We start from the raw sequence: 17,517 nt of genomic DNA on the forward strand, positions 1-17,517 counted from the left end.
ATTGAAATGGAAAAACCTCCCGTCGATCCGCAGAACCCATTGCTGGAGCTGCGCCGCCTGACCCCGGCGCGGATTGCCCTCGGTCGTACCGGCACCAGCATGCCGACCCGTGCGCAACTGGATTTCCAATACGCCCATGCCCAGGCGCGGGATGCGGTGCACTTGCCGTTCGATCACGTTGGGCTTAGCGCGCAATTGGCCGAGGGCGGGCGCGAGAGTTTGCTGCTGCACAGCGCGGCCAAGGATCGGGACAGTTATCTGCAACGCCCCGATTTGGGGCGCAAGTTGAGTCATGAGTCGGCGCAGGTGCTACGCGATTATGCGCTGACTCATCCTGGCGGGGTGGATCTGGCCATCGTGGTCGCCGATGGTTTGTCGGCGCTGGCCGTTCATCGCCATACCCTGCCGTTTTTGGCGCGAATGGAAGAACAGATTGTGACGGAAGGTTGGTCCGTCTCACCGGTGGTGTTGGTGGAACAGGGCCGAGTCGCCGTGGCCGACGAGATCGGCGAACTGCTCGGCGCAAAAATGGTGGTGATCCTGATCGGTGAACGCCCAGGCCTCAGCTCTCCTGATAGTCTGGGTTTATATTTCACCTACAATCCCAAGGTCGGACTCACGGATGCCTATCGCAACTGCATCTCGAATGTCCGCCTCGAAGGCCTGAGTTATGGCATGGCGGCACACCGTTTGCTTTATTTGATGCGCGAGGCGTGCCGGCGGCAGCTGTCCGGGGTCAATTTGAAGGACGAAGCCCAGGTTCAGACGCTGGAGTCGGACGCAGGGGCGGATTTGAAAGGTAATTTCCTACTGAGTCCGCCGAATTCCTGAACCGTTTCCGCATTGCGTTTCTGTTCCGGTTTCAGGCAGGATCGATGCACGGCCGCCAGAGTTTCCCGTCGCCGTCACCCTGCAAGACAGCCACTTGAAGACGAGACCAACCATGCGGATTATTCAAGCGACCCTCGAACACCTGGACCTGCTGACCCCGTTGTTCGTCAAATATCGCGAGTTTTATGGCTCTCTGCCGTATCCGGACTCGTCCCGGGCATTCCTCGAGAAACGCCTGCGTCGTAAGGAATCGGTGATTTACCTGGCCCTGGCCGATGACGACAGCAACAAGTTGATGGGTTTCTGTCAGTTGTACCCGAGCTTTTCCTCGCTTTCGCTCAAACGCGTGTGGATCCTCAACGACATTTACGTCGCCGAAGAGGCCCGCCGCCAGTTGGTGGCCGACAATCTGATTCGCACCGCGAAGAAAATGGCCAAGGAAACCAATGCCGTGCGCATGCGCGTTTCCACCAGCAGCAACAACGAAGTCGCGCAAAAAACCTACGAATCCATCGGGTTCAAGGAAGACACGGAGTTCAAGAACTACGTACTGCCGATCAGCGACGAACTCTGACCACACCGCATAACTGTAGGAGCGAGCTCACTCGCGATGTTCGCCAACGATATCGCTGCAAGCCTGGCACCCCGCTGCGTTCTCAGATGCATCGCGAGCAAGCTCGCTCCTGCAGTTTTGTGCGAAATCCCCCGCTACAAACTCGGCGCGCTTTTCACGTTTCAGCCCGTATAATGCCGATCGTCCCGACTTGTAAGAAAAACTACATCCGTCTGTAGTCTTATATGAAGTCATCCGCACGGCCTGCTGAGTCGGGCCATCACCACAGGTGCCCCCCATGGATTTCAACCCGCTCGACCTTATCCTGCATCTCGATGTTTACCTCGACTTGCTGGTGAACAACTACGGGCCATGGATCTACGCCATTCTGTTCCTGGTGATCTTCTGCGAAACCGGCCTGGTGGTGATGCCATTCCTGCCGGGCGATTCCCTCCTGTTTATCGCGGGCGCCGTAGCGGCCGGCGGCGGCATGGACCCGGTGCTGCTGGGCGGCCTGCTGATGCTGGCGGCGATTCTCGGCGACAGCACCAACTACGTGATCGGACGAACGGCGGGCGAAAAACTCTTCAGCAACCCGAATTCGAAAATCTTCCGCCGCGACTACCTGCAGCAAACCCACGACTTCTACGACAAGCATGGCGGCAAAACCGTGACCCTCGCGCGTTTCCTGCCGATCATCCGCACCTTTGCACCGTTCGTTGCCGGCGTGGCGAAAATGCCATATCCGCGGTTCTTTGGCTTCAGCGTCCTAGGCACCATTCTGTGGGTCGGCGGCTTGGTGACCCTCGGTTACTTCTTCGGCAACGTACCGTTCATCAAGCAAAACCTGTCGTTGCTGGTGGTTGGCATCATCCTGCTGTCGCTGGTACCGATGATCATCGGCGTCGTCCGCAGCCGCTTCGGCAACGCCGCGTCAAAAGCTCATCCGCGCTGATTCACGATGTGGTCCCTTAGCGCCTGGCGACGCCAGCGCACCTTGGCCAAGCACCCGATTGCCGACGACATGTGGCAGCGGGTGCGCCATCACTTGAGTTTTCTCGACGGTATCAGCGATGCCGAAGACCAGTGGTTACGCGAAGCCAGCGTGCTGTTTCTGCAAGACAAACACCTGACCGCCCTACGCGGCGTTGAACTCCACCAGGAGCAACGCCTGCTGCTCGCCGCACAGGCACAATTGCCGTTGCTGCATCTGGGCGATCTGAACTGGTATCAGGGTTTCCACGAAATCGTCCTCTACCCCGATGACTTCCTCAGCCCCCAGCGCCATCGCGACGCCAGCGGCGTCGAGCACGAGTGGGACGGCGAACACAGTGGCGAAGCCTGGCAACAAGGCCCGATCATCCTCGCCTGGCCCGGTGTGATGGCCAGCGGTGGCTGGGAAGGCTACAACCTGGTGATCCACGAACTCGCGCACAAACTCGACATGCTCAACGGCGACGCCAACGGCCTGCCGCCGCTGCACGCCGACATGCGAGTCAGCGACTGGGCCAGGGTCATGCAAGAGGCCTACGACGACCTCGACCGGCAACTGGAGCGTAATCCAGACGCCGAAACCGCCATCGATCCCTACGCGGCGGAAAACCCCGCCGAGTTTTTTGCAGTCACCAGCGAATACTTCTTCAGCGCCCCGGATTTGCTGCACGAGGCGTATCCTCAGGTCTACGAGCAGCTGAAGCTGTTTTATCGCCAGGATCCGTTGGCCCGATTGCAGCAACTTCTCGCCGAAGACCCGGTCTATCAGGCACACGACTAAGGTCTCTACGACCTCTAGTCCATGGCGTCATCGGCGGAATATGCCTATAATCGCCGCCACTTTTTGGTCAATCCGGCCAAGTGTTTTTGGTCAACTAACGGGGGCACCGCCCAATGAGCTACAGCAAGATTCCGGCTGGCAAAGACCTGCCGAACGACATCTACGTCGCGATCGAGATCCCGGCCAACCACGCGCCGATCAAATACGAAATCGACAAAGACAGCGATTGCCTGTTCGTTGACCGTTTCATGGCCACCCCGATGTTCTACCCGGCCAACTACGGTTTCATCCCGAACACCCTGGCTGACGACGGTGATCCCCTCGACGTGCTGGTCGTGACCCCTTACCCGGTTGCGCCAGGCTCGGTGATCCGCGCTCGTCCGGTCGGCATCCTGCACATGACCGACGACGGCGGCGGCGATGCCAAAGTCATCGCAGTCCCACACGACAAGCTGTCCCAGCTGTACGTCGACGTGAAGGAATACACCGATCTGCCGCCGCTGCTGCTGGAACAGATCAAGCACTTCTTCGAGAACTACAAAGACCTCGAAAAAGGCAAATGGGTGAAGATCGAAGGTTGGGGCGACGCAGAAGCCGCTCGCACCGAGATCATGAAGTCGGTTGCTGCCTATAAAGGCTGAGAAGCAGCTACAAGCTTCTAGCGGCAAGCTTCAAGAAAAACCCCGGTTGATCCGGGGTTTTTTGTGGGCGCTTATAAAGCGCCTTGAACGGCAGGTTGAACCGCACGCCGCATCGGTTTTTTCTTGTTTAATTTTCACCAAATGCGTCTTACATCCGGACTCAAATATCCCTCGAAATTTGAACGTTTCGTTGAATCAAAGCCTTATGCCGCGCGGGTAGACTCGTGTTTATGAAGAAGAACAAAACCTGCGGTGCGCGATTCAAAATGCTCCTCGAAGAGGCGAATATCACGACGACGGCATTTGCCGAATTCCTGAAGATCAACAAACCACAAAACGTCCACAACTGGTACACCCGCGGCGTACCTCACTACCGCATGGAACAGGTCGCGAGAAGACTGTCCGTGAACAGCGAGTGGCTGAAGATCGGCGAAGGCCCGAAAAACGCCAGCGATCTGCGTTTGTGCGACGAGTCCGGAGCCACTTTCGACGCTCAGGCGATCCGTGGCACCTACCGGGTAATCGAGCCAACCGATGTCGAATTGCCCTTCTACAAAGAAACAGTCATCACACCCGGTTCCCACAAAACCCACGTCATCAAAGACCCCGGCCAATCCATACGCTTGCCGCGTAGCGATCTCGACTCCCTGGAAATCAACCACGCCGACGCCATCTGCACCCGTATGATTGGCAACAGCATGACCGAAAAGATTGATGACGGCTCCATCGTCGCCATCGACCGCGGGCTTACGCAAATTGTCGATGGGGAAATTTACGCGATCGAGCACGACGGGATGCTGCGGATCAAATACCTGCATCGAGTACCGGGCAACGCAATACGCATGCGCAGCCACAACAGCGCCGAATACCCGGATGAAATCTTCAGAGCCGCACAAATCGAAGAACAAAACATCAGGGTATTGGGCTGGGTATTCTGGTGGTCAACCCTCAACAAACGCAGACCAGCCATCCCGTTCCTGTAGCACCACAACGCTTTCTACCCGGACAACCCCCTCTCACGGGCATCGCACAGACCCTGTGGGAGCGGGCTTGCCCGCGATGGCGATGGAACATTCACCATCAGAACCCCGGTTTGCGTTCAGTCCAAAGCAACCCAATGGCTCTATTGCACACACCAAGCTGGGAATTCCTCAAAAAAATCAGTATGCTGCGCCCCACATTTGCGCATCGACCCTTCCCAAGGCTCAGATCGCACCGACAAGGCAGATCACTTTCTCGCCAAGTCCCACAGCCGGACGCAAGATCCGGGTGTACGTTTTGAAGGCTGGCGCGGTTTACCAAAAATGAACCAAGCCAGTCCCCGAGAAGCCGGCCACAAGCCGGCTTTTTAATGCCTGGAAGAAACCATATCCATCGTCTGAAAACTCTGAGTTCGGGGTTGCCGTTCAAGGTGAGCGATTGCTAGCGTAACGACAAACGTCATTACAGGTATCTCATCATGGCTTCCATCAACATCCGCATCGACGATGACCTGAAGCAGCGCTCATTTGCCGAGCTGGAAAAACTCGGGGTAACGCCTTCCGAGCTGCTTCGCCAAACCCTTCAATACGTCGCAGAGCGCGGCAAGCTGCCTTTCAAAGCTGCATTACTCAGCGAAGAGGATGAAGCTCTCATCGCTGTGGTCAACGAACGTCTTGCCGCTCCTCAGCGAGTCAAGGTAAGTCTGGATGACCTATAGTCTTGAATTTGATCGTCGCGCACTGAAAGAGTGGAACAAACTGGGCGACACGTTGCGTTAATAGTTCAAGAAGAAACTTGCTGAAGTACTCGAGAATCCTCGCATTGAAGCCAATCGGCTTCGTCAACTGCCGGATTGCTACAAGTTGAAACTCCGAAGCGCCGGCTACCGACTGATCTATCAGGTTCTGGATCACGAGGTCGTTGTTTTCGTGGTTGCTATCGGAAAGCGCGAGCGTGAAGTCGTATACCAAGATGCACAGGACCGGATCGTTCATCTGCCTGCTGACTAATTCGATTAGTTGCAGGACTGCTACGACAAATCAAGTGCGATTAGTGGCGGTGCCGCTGCGACAATTCCCGCTCACGGATAACTAAACCCCTTAACCAACGTCAACTCCCCCACCGCCCTCATCGGCACCAGGAACGTCTCCATCTTTTCATTCGGTGTCCCCTCCTCCGTAATCACCGTCACCTGCGCGGTCGTCAGCGGTTGAACCGCATCCTTCTGCCCTTCCTCATCACTCCGATACCCACCGCCAAAGTAGTTCACATAAACGAGGTATTGGCCTTTTATCGGCGCAGGCATGGCGAAGATTTCCGGGCCATACCCGGTAGTCACGTCAACATCCAATGCCGCACCATTCGGCGCGACGCGGTCGCCGTACCAGATGTGGACGCCATCCGGGGTGATGAGGTGCAGATCCAGGTCGGTGTTGTCACTGTCCCAGGACAGCAGCACTCGCAATTTGGCCGGGGTCGCGCCGCCGCTAGCATTGAGGAATTGCGTGCGATGCCGTTGTTGGCCATCGGGGCTGCGCACTTCGACGCTGTTGCTGCCGTTCGGGAATGAGAACGGGCGGTCGAAGCGGCCGGCGGGGTCGACTTTCAGCGGCATGCTCACGCCGTTGACGATCAAGCGGCCGGGCACTGTGGACTTGGGTGTGGTTTTGATCTGTCCGGAGATGCGCGCGGTGTTGGCTTGTCCTGCCGGTGTGTTTACCGATGAAGCCGGGTAGTTGACGGTCTGGCGGAAATTTTCGCCTTCGCCCTCGACCGCGCCGGTACGCCAGCCACCGACAGGGGTATCAAGGTTGACGGCGGCGTACGTCGTCGGCCATGTGCAAACGGTGCAGAGGAACAGGATGACCTGTGGATAACGGAGTTTCATGGCCTATTCCAGCAAGAGGTGGCGGGCGAGCCCTTCGATGTAGGTTTCGTCCTGGCCGTTGGGGTGTGCTTCGAAGGCCAGGTGCAGGTATTCGTGGGTCAGGTCGAGGCGGTCTTGCAGCGACAGCACGCCGCGCACGTAGAGGCGTTGGCGTTCGCGGTCGACGTAGGGGCGGCCGAAGGCCAGACGGCAGACGGCGAAGGTGCTGACTTCGTTGTAGCCGGTTTCGGCTTCGAGGCGTTGGCGCCAACCGCGGCGTTGGGTTTGCAGCCAGTCCTGGGCGGCGGGCAGTGCTTCGCAGGAGGCGACCGGGTTGTCCCAGCGGCTGAGGCTGGCGCGTGGGTAGGCGTGCAGCAGAATGGCGTCGTAGCGTTGGCCGGCGCTGGCTTGTTCGACGGCGTGCTGCCAGGAGAGTTTGTCCGGACCGGGTTGGTCGGAGTGGTAGGTAACGGTGCTGCCGGCCAGGACCAGGTCGCTGGTCCACGCGGCGATGTTGCGTGATTCGGCGGAGGCTGGACGTGGGGCGACGCGTTGACGGCTGCTGCTGTCGTCGATGCTCAGGCAGTCGCCGTTGCGGCTGGCGTTTTGCAGAAGGTAGGTGCGGATGGCGACGGCCAGTGCTTTGGCGGCTTCGACGGGTTCGGATTTGGCTTCGCGCTGGAGGACGCGTGCAACGTACTCTTCGCGGTCCAGGCGGGCGACTAATTTGTCCTGCACCAAAAACAGCTCACCGTCGCTGTGGATATCGAGTTGGTTGCCGTTGGTGAATTCGACGCGGTAGTCGCCCTGCATCGGTCCGGAAGAAACAACACGATCCCCCGCCAAAACACGTCCAATCGGATAGCGTGAAAACAGTCCGACCTCGACACAGCGTCCCGCATCCAAAGGCCAATCAACCGGCAACACCGAAGCCAACGCCGCACCGTAATGACGAAGCACCATTTGACTGGTCCCCCGCCCACCGGCCCAGATCGGCGTACCGTCCGCCGCCCAGCCGGCAAATCCACCCTGACGCGCCGAAGGATCCTGATCGTCCAACCAGCTCCAGGTTTTCACGCGCAGCCGGCCACCGAGTTCTCCCACGACATTACCGTCGGCCGCATTCAACACGACATCCAGCAGCACCCGCCGCGCCTGCTCCTGCGCCGGCATCACGGCCAACACCTTGAGCAACTCGGCCACGGAAACTCGCGTAGCAGGCTGCAGCGACGGCAAGTTCAGCAGCCATTCCGGCGCCTGTCCCGCCTGCCAATACCGACGCCAATCAGCCTCAGCAATGCCCAACCGTGCCGGCTCAAAGTACAACCCGCAAGACTTCACCAATGCCTGATCGCGCTCAATCTTGCCGCCCGCGGTGCAGCAATAAACTTCCTCTTTCGACTGCCCGCGACACTCATACGCCGGCTCACGTGCACCGGTATCCACCAGCCAGCCATAGACGAACAACTTCCACAGACTGCCCAACGGCGTCTGCAAATCGGCAGGCAATGGCTCGCGAGACATCACCTGAGTCCGACTCAAGGCAATCAGTTCACCCTTGAAGCCCAGGCGCAACGGCTCGTCCTGCGCTGAGGCCAGCGCAGGGATCAAGCACAGCAGCAACCAGACCAGAGGCCGGGTCATGTCAGTTGACCGTGACCTGGCCCAAGGCCGGTTTCTGTTCCTGAGCCTGGTGCTGTGGCGCGTAGACCTGAGTGAAGCGCACTGGCGGCACGTTGAACTGACCTTTCTGCGAGAAGCGCACCAGATGCCGCAGGCGCAATTCGCCGCTCAAGGCATCTACTGGTATCGCATAAGCCATTTGCCCCGGTTCGAAGCGGGCCTTCTCCAGCGCCGTCGGTTCGGTGCCAGCCTTGCCCATGAGTTTGATGCCCCAGGTGGTGCGCTCGACGTCGGCACCCGGTGGCAGCGGCACTTCGAGCATGCCGTAACGCAGCGGTTTCGCCGCTTTGCTGGTGATGATCACTTCATCCAGATAGAGGCTGTCGCTGGACAACGGCTTGCTGCCGACCGCTTCGAGTTTGAAGGTGAACGCTTCGTCACCCGGCACCAGACGCGACAGGCGTCGGGTGATGGTCACAGCCATTGGTTCGACTGGCGGTTGCTGGGTCTGGTAGCTCAGCGCGGCGCGAAGCGGGCGTTCTTGCGTCCCCGCCAGCGACAAGGCTGCCGGTACAGGCGTCACGCCCTGCCACGTCCAATACGTCTCGCCGGTATCACCGCACTGTTTCTTCCAGCCTTCACCCGGTGCCAGGGCGATGGTCGGCGAAGCCTGTTCGATGCTGCGTTGCAGCCAGGTCAGCGCCAAGGCGCGCTCCAGCGTCGATTGCTGGGGCAGCAGACGCTGCAACAACGCTGTCGCGCGAGCCTGATCGAAGGTTTGCAGCGACAGGTTCAACGCTTCGGCGAACGGCTGAGAACTGACGGCCAAACGTTGCTGCGCATCGGGCAATTGACGGTTGAAGGCCTCCGGCAAAGTCACTTTGGACTGATGAGCCAACGAAGCCGTCAACGCACGCGCCGCCGCCAGACCCAACGCCGAATCCGGATCGCTCATGACCATACTGTCTTCACCGTCCTCCATCAGATTCGCGGCATTACCCTCGCCTGCTTTCGCCAGGTCATCCATCAAACCGCTGAGCAGGGTATTGACCGGCAATTGCATCTGTTTGGCGAACGACAGAATCAATGCTCGTTGCAACAGCGGTGTATTTTTGGCCTGTTTTGAGTACACCTCCAGCACCCGCTGCCAATGCTCCGGCGGCAGGCTCAGTTGCAGTGCTTTGCTGGCGTGCCAGTCGGCGAAATAGGCGTAAGCGGTGAGGAATGCGTCCGGCTCGCCGTCCATGCCCCACCAGGTGAAACTCGCCGACGGCCCGGCCATTTGCACCAACCGCAGACGACTGTTCTGCATGATCAGGCGCAGGCGATCGCGGATCTGCGGATTCGACGACAACGTCGGATACGCGATGCTCAACGGCAGCAAACGACTGGCGGTTTGTTCGACGCCGCCGTACGGATAGCTCAGCAAATCATCCAGTGCCGAGCGGAACAACGCTTGCGGACTGTCATCCAGACGCAGGCGAATGTCCCTGGCATCCGCCGGCAACGTCAGCGGCGTATCACCGCTGGCCACGTCCAGGTTTTGGCTCTGGGTCACTTGCCAACCGTCACCGGTCGCGGTCAGGCGCACGGCCAAGGCGTCAGCCGTTTTGCCGTCCTGCACCAGCTCGGCGGTCCACTCGCCATTGGTCAGCGCGAATCCCGGCAGTGCGAGGTAGTTGATGCCGTTGTTCAGCGTCACCGGCACCCGTTGCTCGGCGCCCGCGTAGTGAGTCACCAGCTCGGCTTTCACCGGCGTTTCGGACTGACTGAAAGCGAACACACCGAGATCGGGTTTGTCGCCCGCACGGAATTTGGTCGGGCCGCTCCACTTCAGGTACAGCGGTTTTTCCGAGCGAACGAATTGCTTCTTCTGCCCGACCTGACCGTCATCGGCGATGGCGCGGGCGGTGATGCGCCAGCGGGTCAGCGAGTCGGGCATCTTGAAGGTGAAGCGGGTTTTGCCGTTGGCGTCGGTCACCAGTTCAGGCTGCCATGCCGCGGTGTCGACGTCTTCGCGACGCGGCCGCTCCAGCACTTTCACGCCGCGCTCACTGCGATTGGCTTTGCCCGGCGCGCCTGGGCTGCCCGGTAACGCCACGTCGTAGCTGATGAACGAGAGACTGGCGCTGGTGCGCACGTTGTTGCGGCGTGGATGGTAGAAAAACTGGTCGATGGTCGGTGCGACTTCCGGTTGCAGCGCGTAGACCATTTCGTCGACCACGCTGACCGTCAGGTGCGCCGGGATCGGCTTGCCGGCGAACTGGGTGGTCAGGTCAACCGACACGGTATCGCCCGGCTGGTACGCCTCTTTGTCGGTGGCAATGGCCACGTCGATCTGCGGAGCGATCACCTTGATGCCGGCGTTCTGGAAGCTGTACTGACCGCCCTTGGTGTAGAGCACGGAGAAGGTCAGGTTCGGCGCGAAGCTGTCTTTCACCGGAATGCGAGCGCGGTATTGAGTCTCGCTGAGTTTTTCCATCGTCAGCCAGTCGCCGCCCTTGGACAGCAGCGCGGTGGCCTCGACTTTATCCCGTTCCAGCGACAGCAATGCATCGCTGACCGGCTCGGGAAAAGTGATCAGCGCGAGGGCTTCATCGCCGGCCTTGTACTCGGGTTTATCGAGGACGATTTCCACGGTGCCCGGCACGGCTTTGACGCCGTCGCCGGTGACCGAATGGCCGGTCGCACCCAGCGCTCGACCGTGATCATCCTTCAGCGTCAGGTTGTAAGTGCCCGGCCGCTCGAAGGCCAGGGTGAAGCCTTTATCTGTCGCCGCGAGTTTGCCCTCGCCCGTCGTCTGGTCTTCCAGTCGAACCCAGCCATAGCTGCTCGGCGTAACCGGCTCGCTGCCACCTTCGTTGGCGTAGCTGAACGCAACCTTATCGCCCACGGCGCTGAACCGTTGCGGCGCGCTCAGACGGAAATTCGCGGCACCACGGTCGATGAGGATTTCCTTGGTGGTCTTGACCCGATACGCCGCGCCATCGCTGGCAAACACCGTGAGCATGTAGCGACTCGGTTTGTCGGCGGCCGGCAGGTCAAGCGTTGCGTTGCCCTTGGCATCGGTGGTCAGTTCCGTGCTGGTCAGCTCCACCGGGAACTGCCCGAGGTATTGCAGCTCGTTGTCGACCATCGACAGTTGCTGGGCACGCAGGCTCAGGCTCAACTTGGCGTTCGCCACCGGCTTACCGTCCGGGTACAGCAACACCAGGCTGCCCTTGACCGGCTCGCCCGTGCGGTAATCCTGCTTGGCCAGGTTCAGCGAAATTTCGAAGTGCGGCTTGATGTATTCGGCAACGCGGAACGCGCTGCTGTAGGCCTGATCCTTGTAACTGAAACGCAACTCATAGCCGCCCGCCACCGCGTTGTCCGGCAACTGGAAACGGCCTTGTGTGCCAGCCTTGGAGTCGAGTTTCAGCGCCAGCGATTGCAGTGCGGTGCCAGTGGCGTCGAGCACGGTCACGTTGACGTCGGCAGCGGTCGGCAACACCGAATCACGGGCATTCTTGAACTCGCGACCGACGATTTTCAGCGACACCCAATCCCCCGGCCGATACAGCGGCCGATCGGTGAAGGCATAGAGTTTGGTGTCGTAGATTTCGCTGTCGTAATAGAAGTTTTCGGAGACAAAAACCCCGCCCTCTTCATCCTCGCCAATCACGAACGAACGCTCGGGGCTGACGTGTTTCAGGCGCAGCAAACCATCGGTGTCGGTAGCACCACTGCTCATCACGCCGAGGCCATCGGTCCACAGCACATTGACCTTCGGCACCGAACTGCCTTGGTGTTTGCGCGCGGCCCAGACCACCAGTTCATCACCGGCAATCTTGCTCACGGCCACGGTGTTGGAGACGAAAACCATGGTTGTCGCCCGGTACTTACCGATCAGTGCTTCCACCAGGTACAGACCTGGTTTCAGGTTGCCCAACGGGATGTACACGTTGCCCGGTGCAACGCTGACAAACTCGCTGGAAGAACCGGCCAGGTTTACGCCGGCGGGCGGCTGGATCGGCTTGGCTTCCCACAGTGGATAACGGAATTGACTGACCACCGGCAGGCCCGGAATCAAGGCGAATTGCGGCTGTGCGTCGTAGGGCGTTGGTGCGGCGATGGCAGTGCCCATCTTCAGTTCCGGCACTTCCTCGGTGACTTGTTTACGCGACTCGTAGGAAAACGCTCGCTGCATCACCCGACGGGATTTGCGATACCAGTTGTCCCACAGATACGCGAGCGTATTCGACAGGCCTTCGCCCTTGAACTGGCCGTCACTGACCACGCGGTGCAGGTTCTTCTGGCGCTTGAGGAAATCCAGCGGTTTGTCGATGCGATACACGCGAATGTCCGCGCCGCCGTAAGGCTCCATGCGAAAGCGCCGGTAGTCACGGCCCGGCGCTTCGAGGCGCACCATTGCCTGTTCGTCGCTGGCAAAACTGCTGTCGGCCAGCAGGAAAAAACTTTCACCGGCCACCGGCGTGTAGCCGCTTGGCTCGACGGTGTCCTCGGCGTTGACCACCGAAAAAGGCAGCACCAATACCAACAGCACAGATAGAAAACGCAGCATGCGGGCACCGATCATTGGGAGAGAAAATTCAGTCGATAGACGCCGATGAAGTTGGGGTTGGCTGCGTCGGGTATCCATCGGGTGTCCTTCCATGTCATGAGTTGCTGCAGGCTCGCGGAACGCATGCCGTTGTCGGTGGGGGTGTTGGTGCCGGTGTGATAGGCGATGTAGCGGCCCATCCAGATCATCAGGTGCTGGTCGTCGCCCTGATCGAAAAACATCAGGTCGCCGGGGCGGGCCTGCGCCAGGTCGCGGCCAACCAAATGACTGTTGAACTGAATCAGTTTGATCGCGTTGACGTACGGCCCGACCTTGCCGCCGCCCTGCTGCCATTGCTGGGCGAGGCCGCGTTGGGCGTCGCTCAGTTGCAGTTCCGGCGGCAGGTAGCGATTGGACAGGCCGTTGCTGCGCAGCCATTTTTCGTCATGGACCTTCAGCGCTTCGTTGGCGGCAAAACGCACCAGGCCGGCGCAATCCTGTTGATACCAGCGCGGGCTCGGGCCTTGGGTCAATTGCTCCTGGGCGATGCGCACGAACCAGGCGCGGAACACCTGGGATTGCTGCACATCAAGCGGCGGTGCCTCGGTGGCAAATGCCCGACTGCCGAGCAGCATCGCCAGCAGGCCGAGGCCTCGGATGAGTGCGGTCACAGGGCTTTCCATTCCAGCGGCAGCCACTGCCAATGGCCGTCGGGCTCGCTGCCTTCGGGCAAGGTCAGCGCGTATTTGCCGTAACCACCGAGTTTGCGCAGTTTGGGAATCAGGTAGGTTTGCGCGGCGTTGTAGAACACCGGTTCCATGTCTTGCGGCAGGCTGTCGAGGGTTTCCTGTTGCATCAACTGCGCCATGGAATCCGGACCGAAGTAGACCGGCATCAGCAGGTCCTTGGGCACCACATCGGCCATGGGCGGGAAGCGTTTATCGAGGGTGCCGAGGGCCTTGTCGACCAATTTGTCGTCGAGAGAAAACAGCAATGTCGGACCATGCCGCGCCAGGCTCACTTTCATGAACGCCTTGCCGGTGATCGCGTCCGGGTTCTCGGCGTCCTTGGCTTTGTACGGGCCGAAGTTGGAGCTGACCTGACGTTGCCATTGATGGGTTTCACCCTCCTGTTTCTCGACCACCGGGAACGCGTGCTCTTCGACGTTGCCTTCATAAGCGCCGACCATCGAGCCGAACAGCGTGCCCAGGTCGCCGTCGAGTTTGGCGCTGCCCTTGTCGTTCAGGCTGGCCACCAGCAACGGCGTGTACAACCGCGAGTCGGCGTACCAGCACAGGCCGGCGGCGCCGGCCATGCGTTCGGTCAGGGCCTGGGCCACTTTTTCATCGGCACCGAGTTTTACCAGCAAGGGTTTCTGCTGTTCGGCGGCGAGCGGCAAGGCGACACAGGCGCTGGCGCCCATCGGCATGGCTTGCCAGATCGGTTTGAAATCGAAGTCCGGTTGGTTCTCCAGTTCATCCATGGCGAGAAAGCTGTGCCAGCCCTTGTCGTCCATGTCGAAGCGCAGACCGGCGAAATTCGGGATGAAACGCTGGTAACCCATGGCCAATACACTGGAATTGACCGACAGGCGTTGCTTCACCTCGGGGGCTCGCGGTGGCAGGCCGAAGGCTTCGGGGAACAGTTTGTCGCCGTTGAGCAGTGCCGCGATGGCTTTGCTCGAGACGCTGCCTGGCTCTGCTAAAGAACCACTTTCCGCATCGTAGAGTTTCGACGGATTGGACAGCACCACCAGTTTGTCGCCATGGGAGGCGAACAGCAGCGCCTTGCTGGCGTTGTAGCTCAGTTGGTAGAGCGCCACATCGTCGGCACCGACTTTCACATCGCCAACTTTGCTCAGCTGCGTATCATCCAGCGCGACTTTCGCCAACGGCTCCAGCACTTTGGCCAGACCGCCGCGATCCATCACCAACAAAAAGTCTTTCAGGCGACCATCCGCCCCACGCCACAGCGCCACGTCCGCCGGTTGATCGAAAAGCTGCTCGATCAGGCTGTCCTGCAACTTCAGGTCATGTTCGTAAATGATCCGCCGCAGGCTGCCGATCAAGCCGAGGCGATCCGCATGGGTTTCGTAATAGAAGACGAAATCCTCGGTCAGGGTTTCCTTGAGGAACGGCACGGCCAGCAAGTCCTTGGGCAATTGGCTCAAGGAGTGGGTTTCCAGCAGACCGTCCGGGCGGCTCATGCCCAGTTTGTCACTGGCCAGTTCCGCTGGAGGCGCCTTGGGTTTGTGCAGCAACCAGCCCAACCCGCCCGCGACGCCGGCCACCAGGCACAACCCGATCAGCACGACTGGCCAGCGACGAGAAGGTTTGGCAGCCGGGGATACAGTGTTATCGCTCATTAACAAAACCCAATTCATCCGTGGTGCGGGATGTTCAATAGTTGAAAGTCTTGACCAGCAGCAGGTCACCGATCGCGCGCAGCGGCACGATGAAGGTCTCGCGTTTTTCGTCGACGGTGTTTTCGTTGAGCACCAGGTTGATCTGCGAGGTGATCACCTCGTTCTGGTTGCCGGTCTCATCGAAGTTATAGCCTTCGCTGCCGAAGTTGCCCCAATAGTTCACGTAAACCAGATAGGTGCCATGCATCGGCGCGGTCATGGTGAACATTTCCGGGCCGGGGCCGTCGACGCCATCCGGGTCCAGACCGCCGCCATTGGTCAACGCCGTGTGGGCGAAAAACGCGTGCTGGCCGTCAGGCGTAATGATGTGCAGGTCGAGTTCGGCTTTCGGGTCGTCCCAACCCAGCACGACGCGGATCCGCGCCGGGGTGCGCAGGTTGTTGGCTTCATAGAATTGAACGCGCTTGAGCGACTGGCCTTCGGCACTGCGCACTTCGACGCTGTTGGAACCGGCGCCGAACGCATACGGCCGGGCAAAACGCCCTTGGTCGTCGGTGTACAAATTCAGAGGATTGCCATTGACCGCCAGCGTGTGCGGCCCGCGTTGCGTTCCGATCGCCTTGAGCTGACCTTCGATCATCGTGCGATTGCGCTGCACGCCACGGTCGATGGGCGGCGTGGGATAGGCGACTTGCGGGTTTTCGCTGCGATCGAGCAGGCCGGAGTAACGCCAACCGCCCACCGGTTCCGACAACTCGGCCGACGGCTCGGCCCAGACCACAGCCGCGCAGGCCAACCCCATCAGCACTAGAAGAAATGAACGCATGTGACGCCTCCTGCCATGCCTGACGAAACCTTGCGCCCGATCCTCGGCGCGTTACAGATGCAAAAACTGCGTTTCGTCTGAAAGACCCGTGACTATGGGGTCGTAGAGGCGCGAAGGGTAGCCAGTTGGCGGTTTATTGACAATCGCAGGCTTCGCGATTTGCGGCGAGTATCACGGCGATACTGTGGACGGTGAGCCGAATAGGCGTCATATTCGGCTCACCAAATGAGCCGAATAGCATTTTTATTCGGCTCACTCACTCAAGAGCACTGCATTTATGGCGCCTCACTGGATCTGGCAGCAGCCTGATTGGCCGAACTTCAACTGGCAAGCCGAGCGTTTGTCACCACTGCTGCGCGAGTGCGTTCGGGCGCTGGGCCAACTCATGGGCATGGCCCGTTCGGTGGGGAGTTCGCTGAGTGCGCAAAGCGAGCTGGATGCGCTGCTGCAGAACATCGTGACCTCGTCGGCGATTGAGGGGGAGCAGTTGAACGTCGGTTCGGTTCGCTCTTCATTGGCACGGCGGTTGGGGCTGGAGCTGGACGATGGCGATAACGTCAACCAGCGCAGTGAAGGGCTGGCGCAACTGATGCTCGATGCCACTCAACATTTCGCTGAGCCACTGACGCTGGAGCGGCTGCTGGAATGGCAAGAATGGCTATTTCCTGATCAGCACACTGACCTTGCTTCCCGCTCGATCCGGGTTGGCGCATTGCGCGGCGATGAGCCGATGCAAGTGGTTTCCGCGCGACTCGACAGACCCACCGTGCACTTCGAAGCGCCGCCCAGACAAGGACTTGAGCGACAACTCGAGACCTTTCTCAACTGGTTTGAAGCCAGTCGAAATCAGGCTGGCCTCGATCCGTTGCTGCGGGCCGGCATTGCGCACTTCTGGTTCGTTACCCTGCACCCGTTTGACGACGGCAACGGTCGACTGACGCGAACCATTACCGACCTGGCGCTGGCTCAGGGCGAGGCACAGTCGATCCGCTTCTACGCCATGTCAGCGAGCATTCTCGAGGACCGTTCTGGCTATTACCGGGTGCTGGAATCCAGCCAGAAGGCGACCGCGGATATCACTGACTGGCTGGAGTGGTTCCTGCAAACCTTGTTGCGCAGCTTGATGCAAGCCATGGCGCGAATCGAATCGGTGTTAGGTAAGGCGCGTTTCTGGCAGGCGCATCGGGCGTCCGACCTGTCGACCGAGCAGATAAAAGTGCTGAACCGCTTGCTCGATGGCGGGGAACGCGGTTTCGAAGACGGGATCAGCGCGGCGCAATATCAGTCAGTGGCGAAAGTATCCAAAGCCACCGCGACTCGTCATCTGGCTGAATTGCTGGAAAAAGGCTGCCTGAAACGCTTACCCGGTGGAGGACGCAGTACTCGGTACCAAGTCAGCTATCCCGAAGATGCAAAATGGCAGGGCGCCGAAAGCCCCAGGCCGTAACGCAGGTGCAATGGCCGAAACACCCTGTTCATTTGCCCATAACCCCCATGTCTGCTAGTGTCGCGC

Annotated in this window: 15 protein-coding genes, 1 tRNA gene and 1 pseudogene; 11 read left to right on the forward strand and 6 right to left on the reverse strand. The window is 59.7% G+C overall.

All coding sequences use genetic code 11. From position 1 onward, the window contains the following. Window positions 1–6: 6 nt before the first annotated feature. From eutC to ACA057_RS27800, 8 genes and pseudogenes are all read left to right on the forward strand, one after another. Complete coding sequence (eutC, locus tag ACA057_RS27765) at window positions 7–831, forward strand: ethanolamine ammonia-lyase subunit EutC (RefSeq protein ID WP_497343972.1); 825 nt, start codon at window positions 7–9, stop codon at window positions 829–831. A gap of 112 nt (window positions 832–943) precedes the next feature. Continuing rightward, window positions 944–1,405 (forward strand): GNAT family N-acetyltransferase, encoded by a 462-nt coding sequence (locus tag ACA057_RS27770; protein ID WP_059402121.1) that lies wholly within the window; start codon window positions 944–946, stop codon window positions 1,403–1,405. Window positions 1,406–1,682: 277 nt separating this feature from the next. After that, entirely contained in the window at window positions 1,683–2,339 is a 657-nt protein-coding gene (locus ACA057_RS27775) for a DedA family protein (RefSeq protein ID WP_064679983.1), read from the forward strand. 6 nt (window positions 2,340–2,345) lie between these two features. Beyond that, entirely contained in the window at window positions 2,346–3,158 is an 813-nt protein-coding gene (locus ACA057_RS27780) for a M90 family metallopeptidase (protein ID WP_497343975.1), read from the forward strand. A 113-nt stretch (window positions 3,159–3,271) separates the two neighbouring features. Continuing rightward, a complete protein-coding gene (gene ppa, locus ACA057_RS27785; RefSeq protein ID WP_028620880.1) occupies window positions 3,272–3,799 on the forward strand; it encodes an inorganic diphosphatase in 528 nt (175 codons plus the stop codon). Between the two features lie 230 nt (window positions 3,800–4,029). After that, window positions 4,030–4,782, forward strand: a complete 753-nt coding sequence (locus ACA057_RS27790) for a S24 family peptidase (RefSeq protein WP_497343977.1) — start codon at window positions 4,030–4,032, stop codon at window positions 4,780–4,782. A gap of 476 nt (window positions 4,783–5,258) precedes the next feature. After that, on the forward strand, window positions 5,259–5,498 hold the full coding sequence (locus tag ACA057_RS27795) for a type II toxin-antitoxin system RelB/DinJ family antitoxin (RefSeq protein ID WP_497343979.1): 240 nt from the start codon (window positions 5,259–5,261) through the stop codon (window positions 5,496–5,498). Next, window positions 5,488–5,790 (forward strand): annotated as a pseudogene (locus tag ACA057_RS27800) (type II toxin-antitoxin system RelE family toxin). Before ACA057_RS27795 ends, ACA057_RS27800 begins: the two are co-directional and overlap by 11 nt. Before the next feature lie 71 nt (window positions 5,791–5,861). Here the strand turns inward: ACA057_RS27800 and ACA057_RS27805 are convergent. Genes ACA057_RS27805 through ACA057_RS27825 form a run of 5 tightly spaced genes read right to left on the reverse strand, consistent with a single transcriptional unit; the run spans window position 5,862 to window position 14,635 of the window. After that, window positions 5,862–6,668 carry a YfaP family protein gene (locus ACA057_RS27805; RefSeq protein WP_497343981.1) on the reverse strand — a complete coding sequence of 269 codons (807 nt, stop codon included), beginning with the start codon at window positions 6,666–6,668 and terminating at the stop codon, window positions 5,862–5,864. 3 nt (window positions 6,669–6,671) lie between these two features. Next, a complete protein-coding gene (locus ACA057_RS27810) occupies window positions 6,672–8,291 on the reverse strand; it encodes a DUF2300 domain-containing protein (protein WP_497343983.1) in 1,620 nt (539 codons plus the stop codon). 1 nt (window position 8,292) lies between these two features. Continuing rightward, window positions 8,293–12,849 (reverse strand): alpha-2-macroglobulin family protein, encoded by a 4,557-nt coding sequence (locus ACA057_RS27815; RefSeq protein ID WP_497350036.1) that lies wholly within the window; start codon window positions 12,847–12,849, stop codon window positions 8,293–8,295. Next, entirely contained in the window at window positions 12,846–13,496 is a 651-nt protein-coding gene (locus ACA057_RS27820; protein ID WP_497343985.1) for a DUF1175 domain-containing protein, read from the reverse strand. The genes ACA057_RS27815 and ACA057_RS27820 overlap by 4 nt, the downstream gene beginning before the upstream one ends. Then, entirely contained in the window at window positions 13,481–14,635 is a 1,155-nt protein-coding gene (locus tag ACA057_RS27825; protein ID WP_497343987.1) for a DUF2138 family protein, read from the reverse strand. Before ACA057_RS27825 ends, ACA057_RS27820 begins: the two co-directional genes overlap by 16 nt. Here ACA057_RS27825 and ACA057_RS27830 point away from each other — a divergent pair. Both ACA057_RS27830 and ACA057_RS27835 read left to right on the forward strand, forming a co-directional pair. Beyond that, window positions 14,606–14,712 (forward strand) — tRNA-OTHER (locus ACA057_RS27830). The two genes, ACA057_RS27825 and ACA057_RS27830, sit on opposite strands and share 30 nt — an antisense overlap. Before the next feature lie 88 nt (window positions 14,713–14,800). After that, entirely contained in the window at window positions 14,801–15,181 is a 381-nt protein-coding gene (locus ACA057_RS27835; RefSeq protein WP_497343989.1) for a hypothetical protein, read from the forward strand. Between the two features lie 31 nt (window positions 15,182–15,212). Here ACA057_RS27835 and ACA057_RS27840 read toward each other — a convergent pair whose 3' ends face one another. Beyond that, on the reverse strand, window positions 15,213–16,004 hold the full coding sequence (locus tag ACA057_RS27840) for a YfaP family protein (RefSeq protein ID WP_497343991.1): 792 nt from the start codon (window positions 16,002–16,004) through the stop codon (window positions 15,213–15,215). 277 nt (window positions 16,005–16,281) lie between these two features. Here ACA057_RS27840 and ACA057_RS27845 point away from each other — a divergent pair, with 277 nt between their 5' ends. Further along, window positions 16,282–17,451, forward strand: a complete 1,170-nt coding sequence (locus tag ACA057_RS27845) for a Fic family protein (protein ID WP_497343993.1) — start codon at window positions 16,282–16,284, stop codon at window positions 17,449–17,451. Window positions 17,452–17,517 lie beyond the last annotated feature (66 nt).

Source organism: Pseudomonas sp. LBUM1661 (genome assembly GCF_059695925.1).

What these genes read in the sequence shown, in the direction of transcription:
- eutC (WP_497343972.1), top strand. Translation starts at nt 7, where the DNA reads ATGGAAAAACCTCCCGTCGATCCGCAGAACCCATTGCTGGAGCTGCGC.
- ACA057_RS27770 (WP_059402121.1), top strand. Translation starts at nt 944, where the DNA reads ATGCGGATTATTCAAGCGACCCTCGAACACCTGGACCTGCTGACCCCG.
- ACA057_RS27775 (WP_064679983.1), top strand. Translation starts at nt 1,683, where the DNA reads ATGGATTTCAACCCGCTCGACCTTATCCTGCATCTCGATGTTTACCTC.
- ACA057_RS27780 (WP_497343975.1), top strand. Translation starts at nt 2,346, where the DNA reads ATGTGGTCCCTTAGCGCCTGGCGACGCCAGCGCACCTTGGCCAAGCAC.
- ppa (WP_028620880.1), top strand. Translation starts at nt 3,272, where the DNA reads ATGAGCTACAGCAAGATTCCGGCTGGCAAAGACCTGCCGAACGACATC.
- ACA057_RS27790 (WP_497343977.1), top strand. Translation starts at nt 4,030, where the DNA reads ATGAAGAAGAACAAAACCTGCGGTGCGCGATTCAAAATGCTCCTCGAA.
- ACA057_RS27795 (WP_497343979.1), top strand. Translation starts at nt 5,259, where the DNA reads ATGGCTTCCATCAACATCCGCATCGACGATGACCTGAAGCAGCGCTCA.
- ACA057_RS27805 (WP_497343981.1), bottom strand. Translation starts at nt 6,668, where the DNA reads ATGAAACTCCGTTATCCACAGGTCATCCTGTTCCTCTGCACCGTTTGC.
- ACA057_RS27810 (WP_497343983.1), bottom strand. Translation starts at nt 8,291, where the DNA reads ATGACCCGGCCTCTGGTCTGGTTGCTGCTGTGCTTGATCCCTGCGCTG.
- ACA057_RS27815 (WP_497350036.1), bottom strand. Translation starts at nt 12,849, where the DNA reads ATGATCGGTGCCCGCATGCTGCGTTTTCTATCTGTGCTGTTGGTATTG.
- ACA057_RS27820 (WP_497343985.1), bottom strand. Translation starts at nt 13,496, where the DNA reads ATGGAAAGCCCTGTGACCGCACTCATCCGAGGCCTCGGCCTGCTGGCG.
- ACA057_RS27840 (WP_497343991.1), bottom strand. Translation starts at nt 16,004, where the DNA reads ATGCGTTCATTTCTTCTAGTGCTGATGGGGTTGGCCTGCGCGGCTGTG.
- ACA057_RS27845 (WP_497343993.1), top strand. Translation starts at nt 16,282, where the DNA reads ATGGCGCCTCACTGGATCTGGCAGCAGCCTGATTGGCCGAACTTCAAC.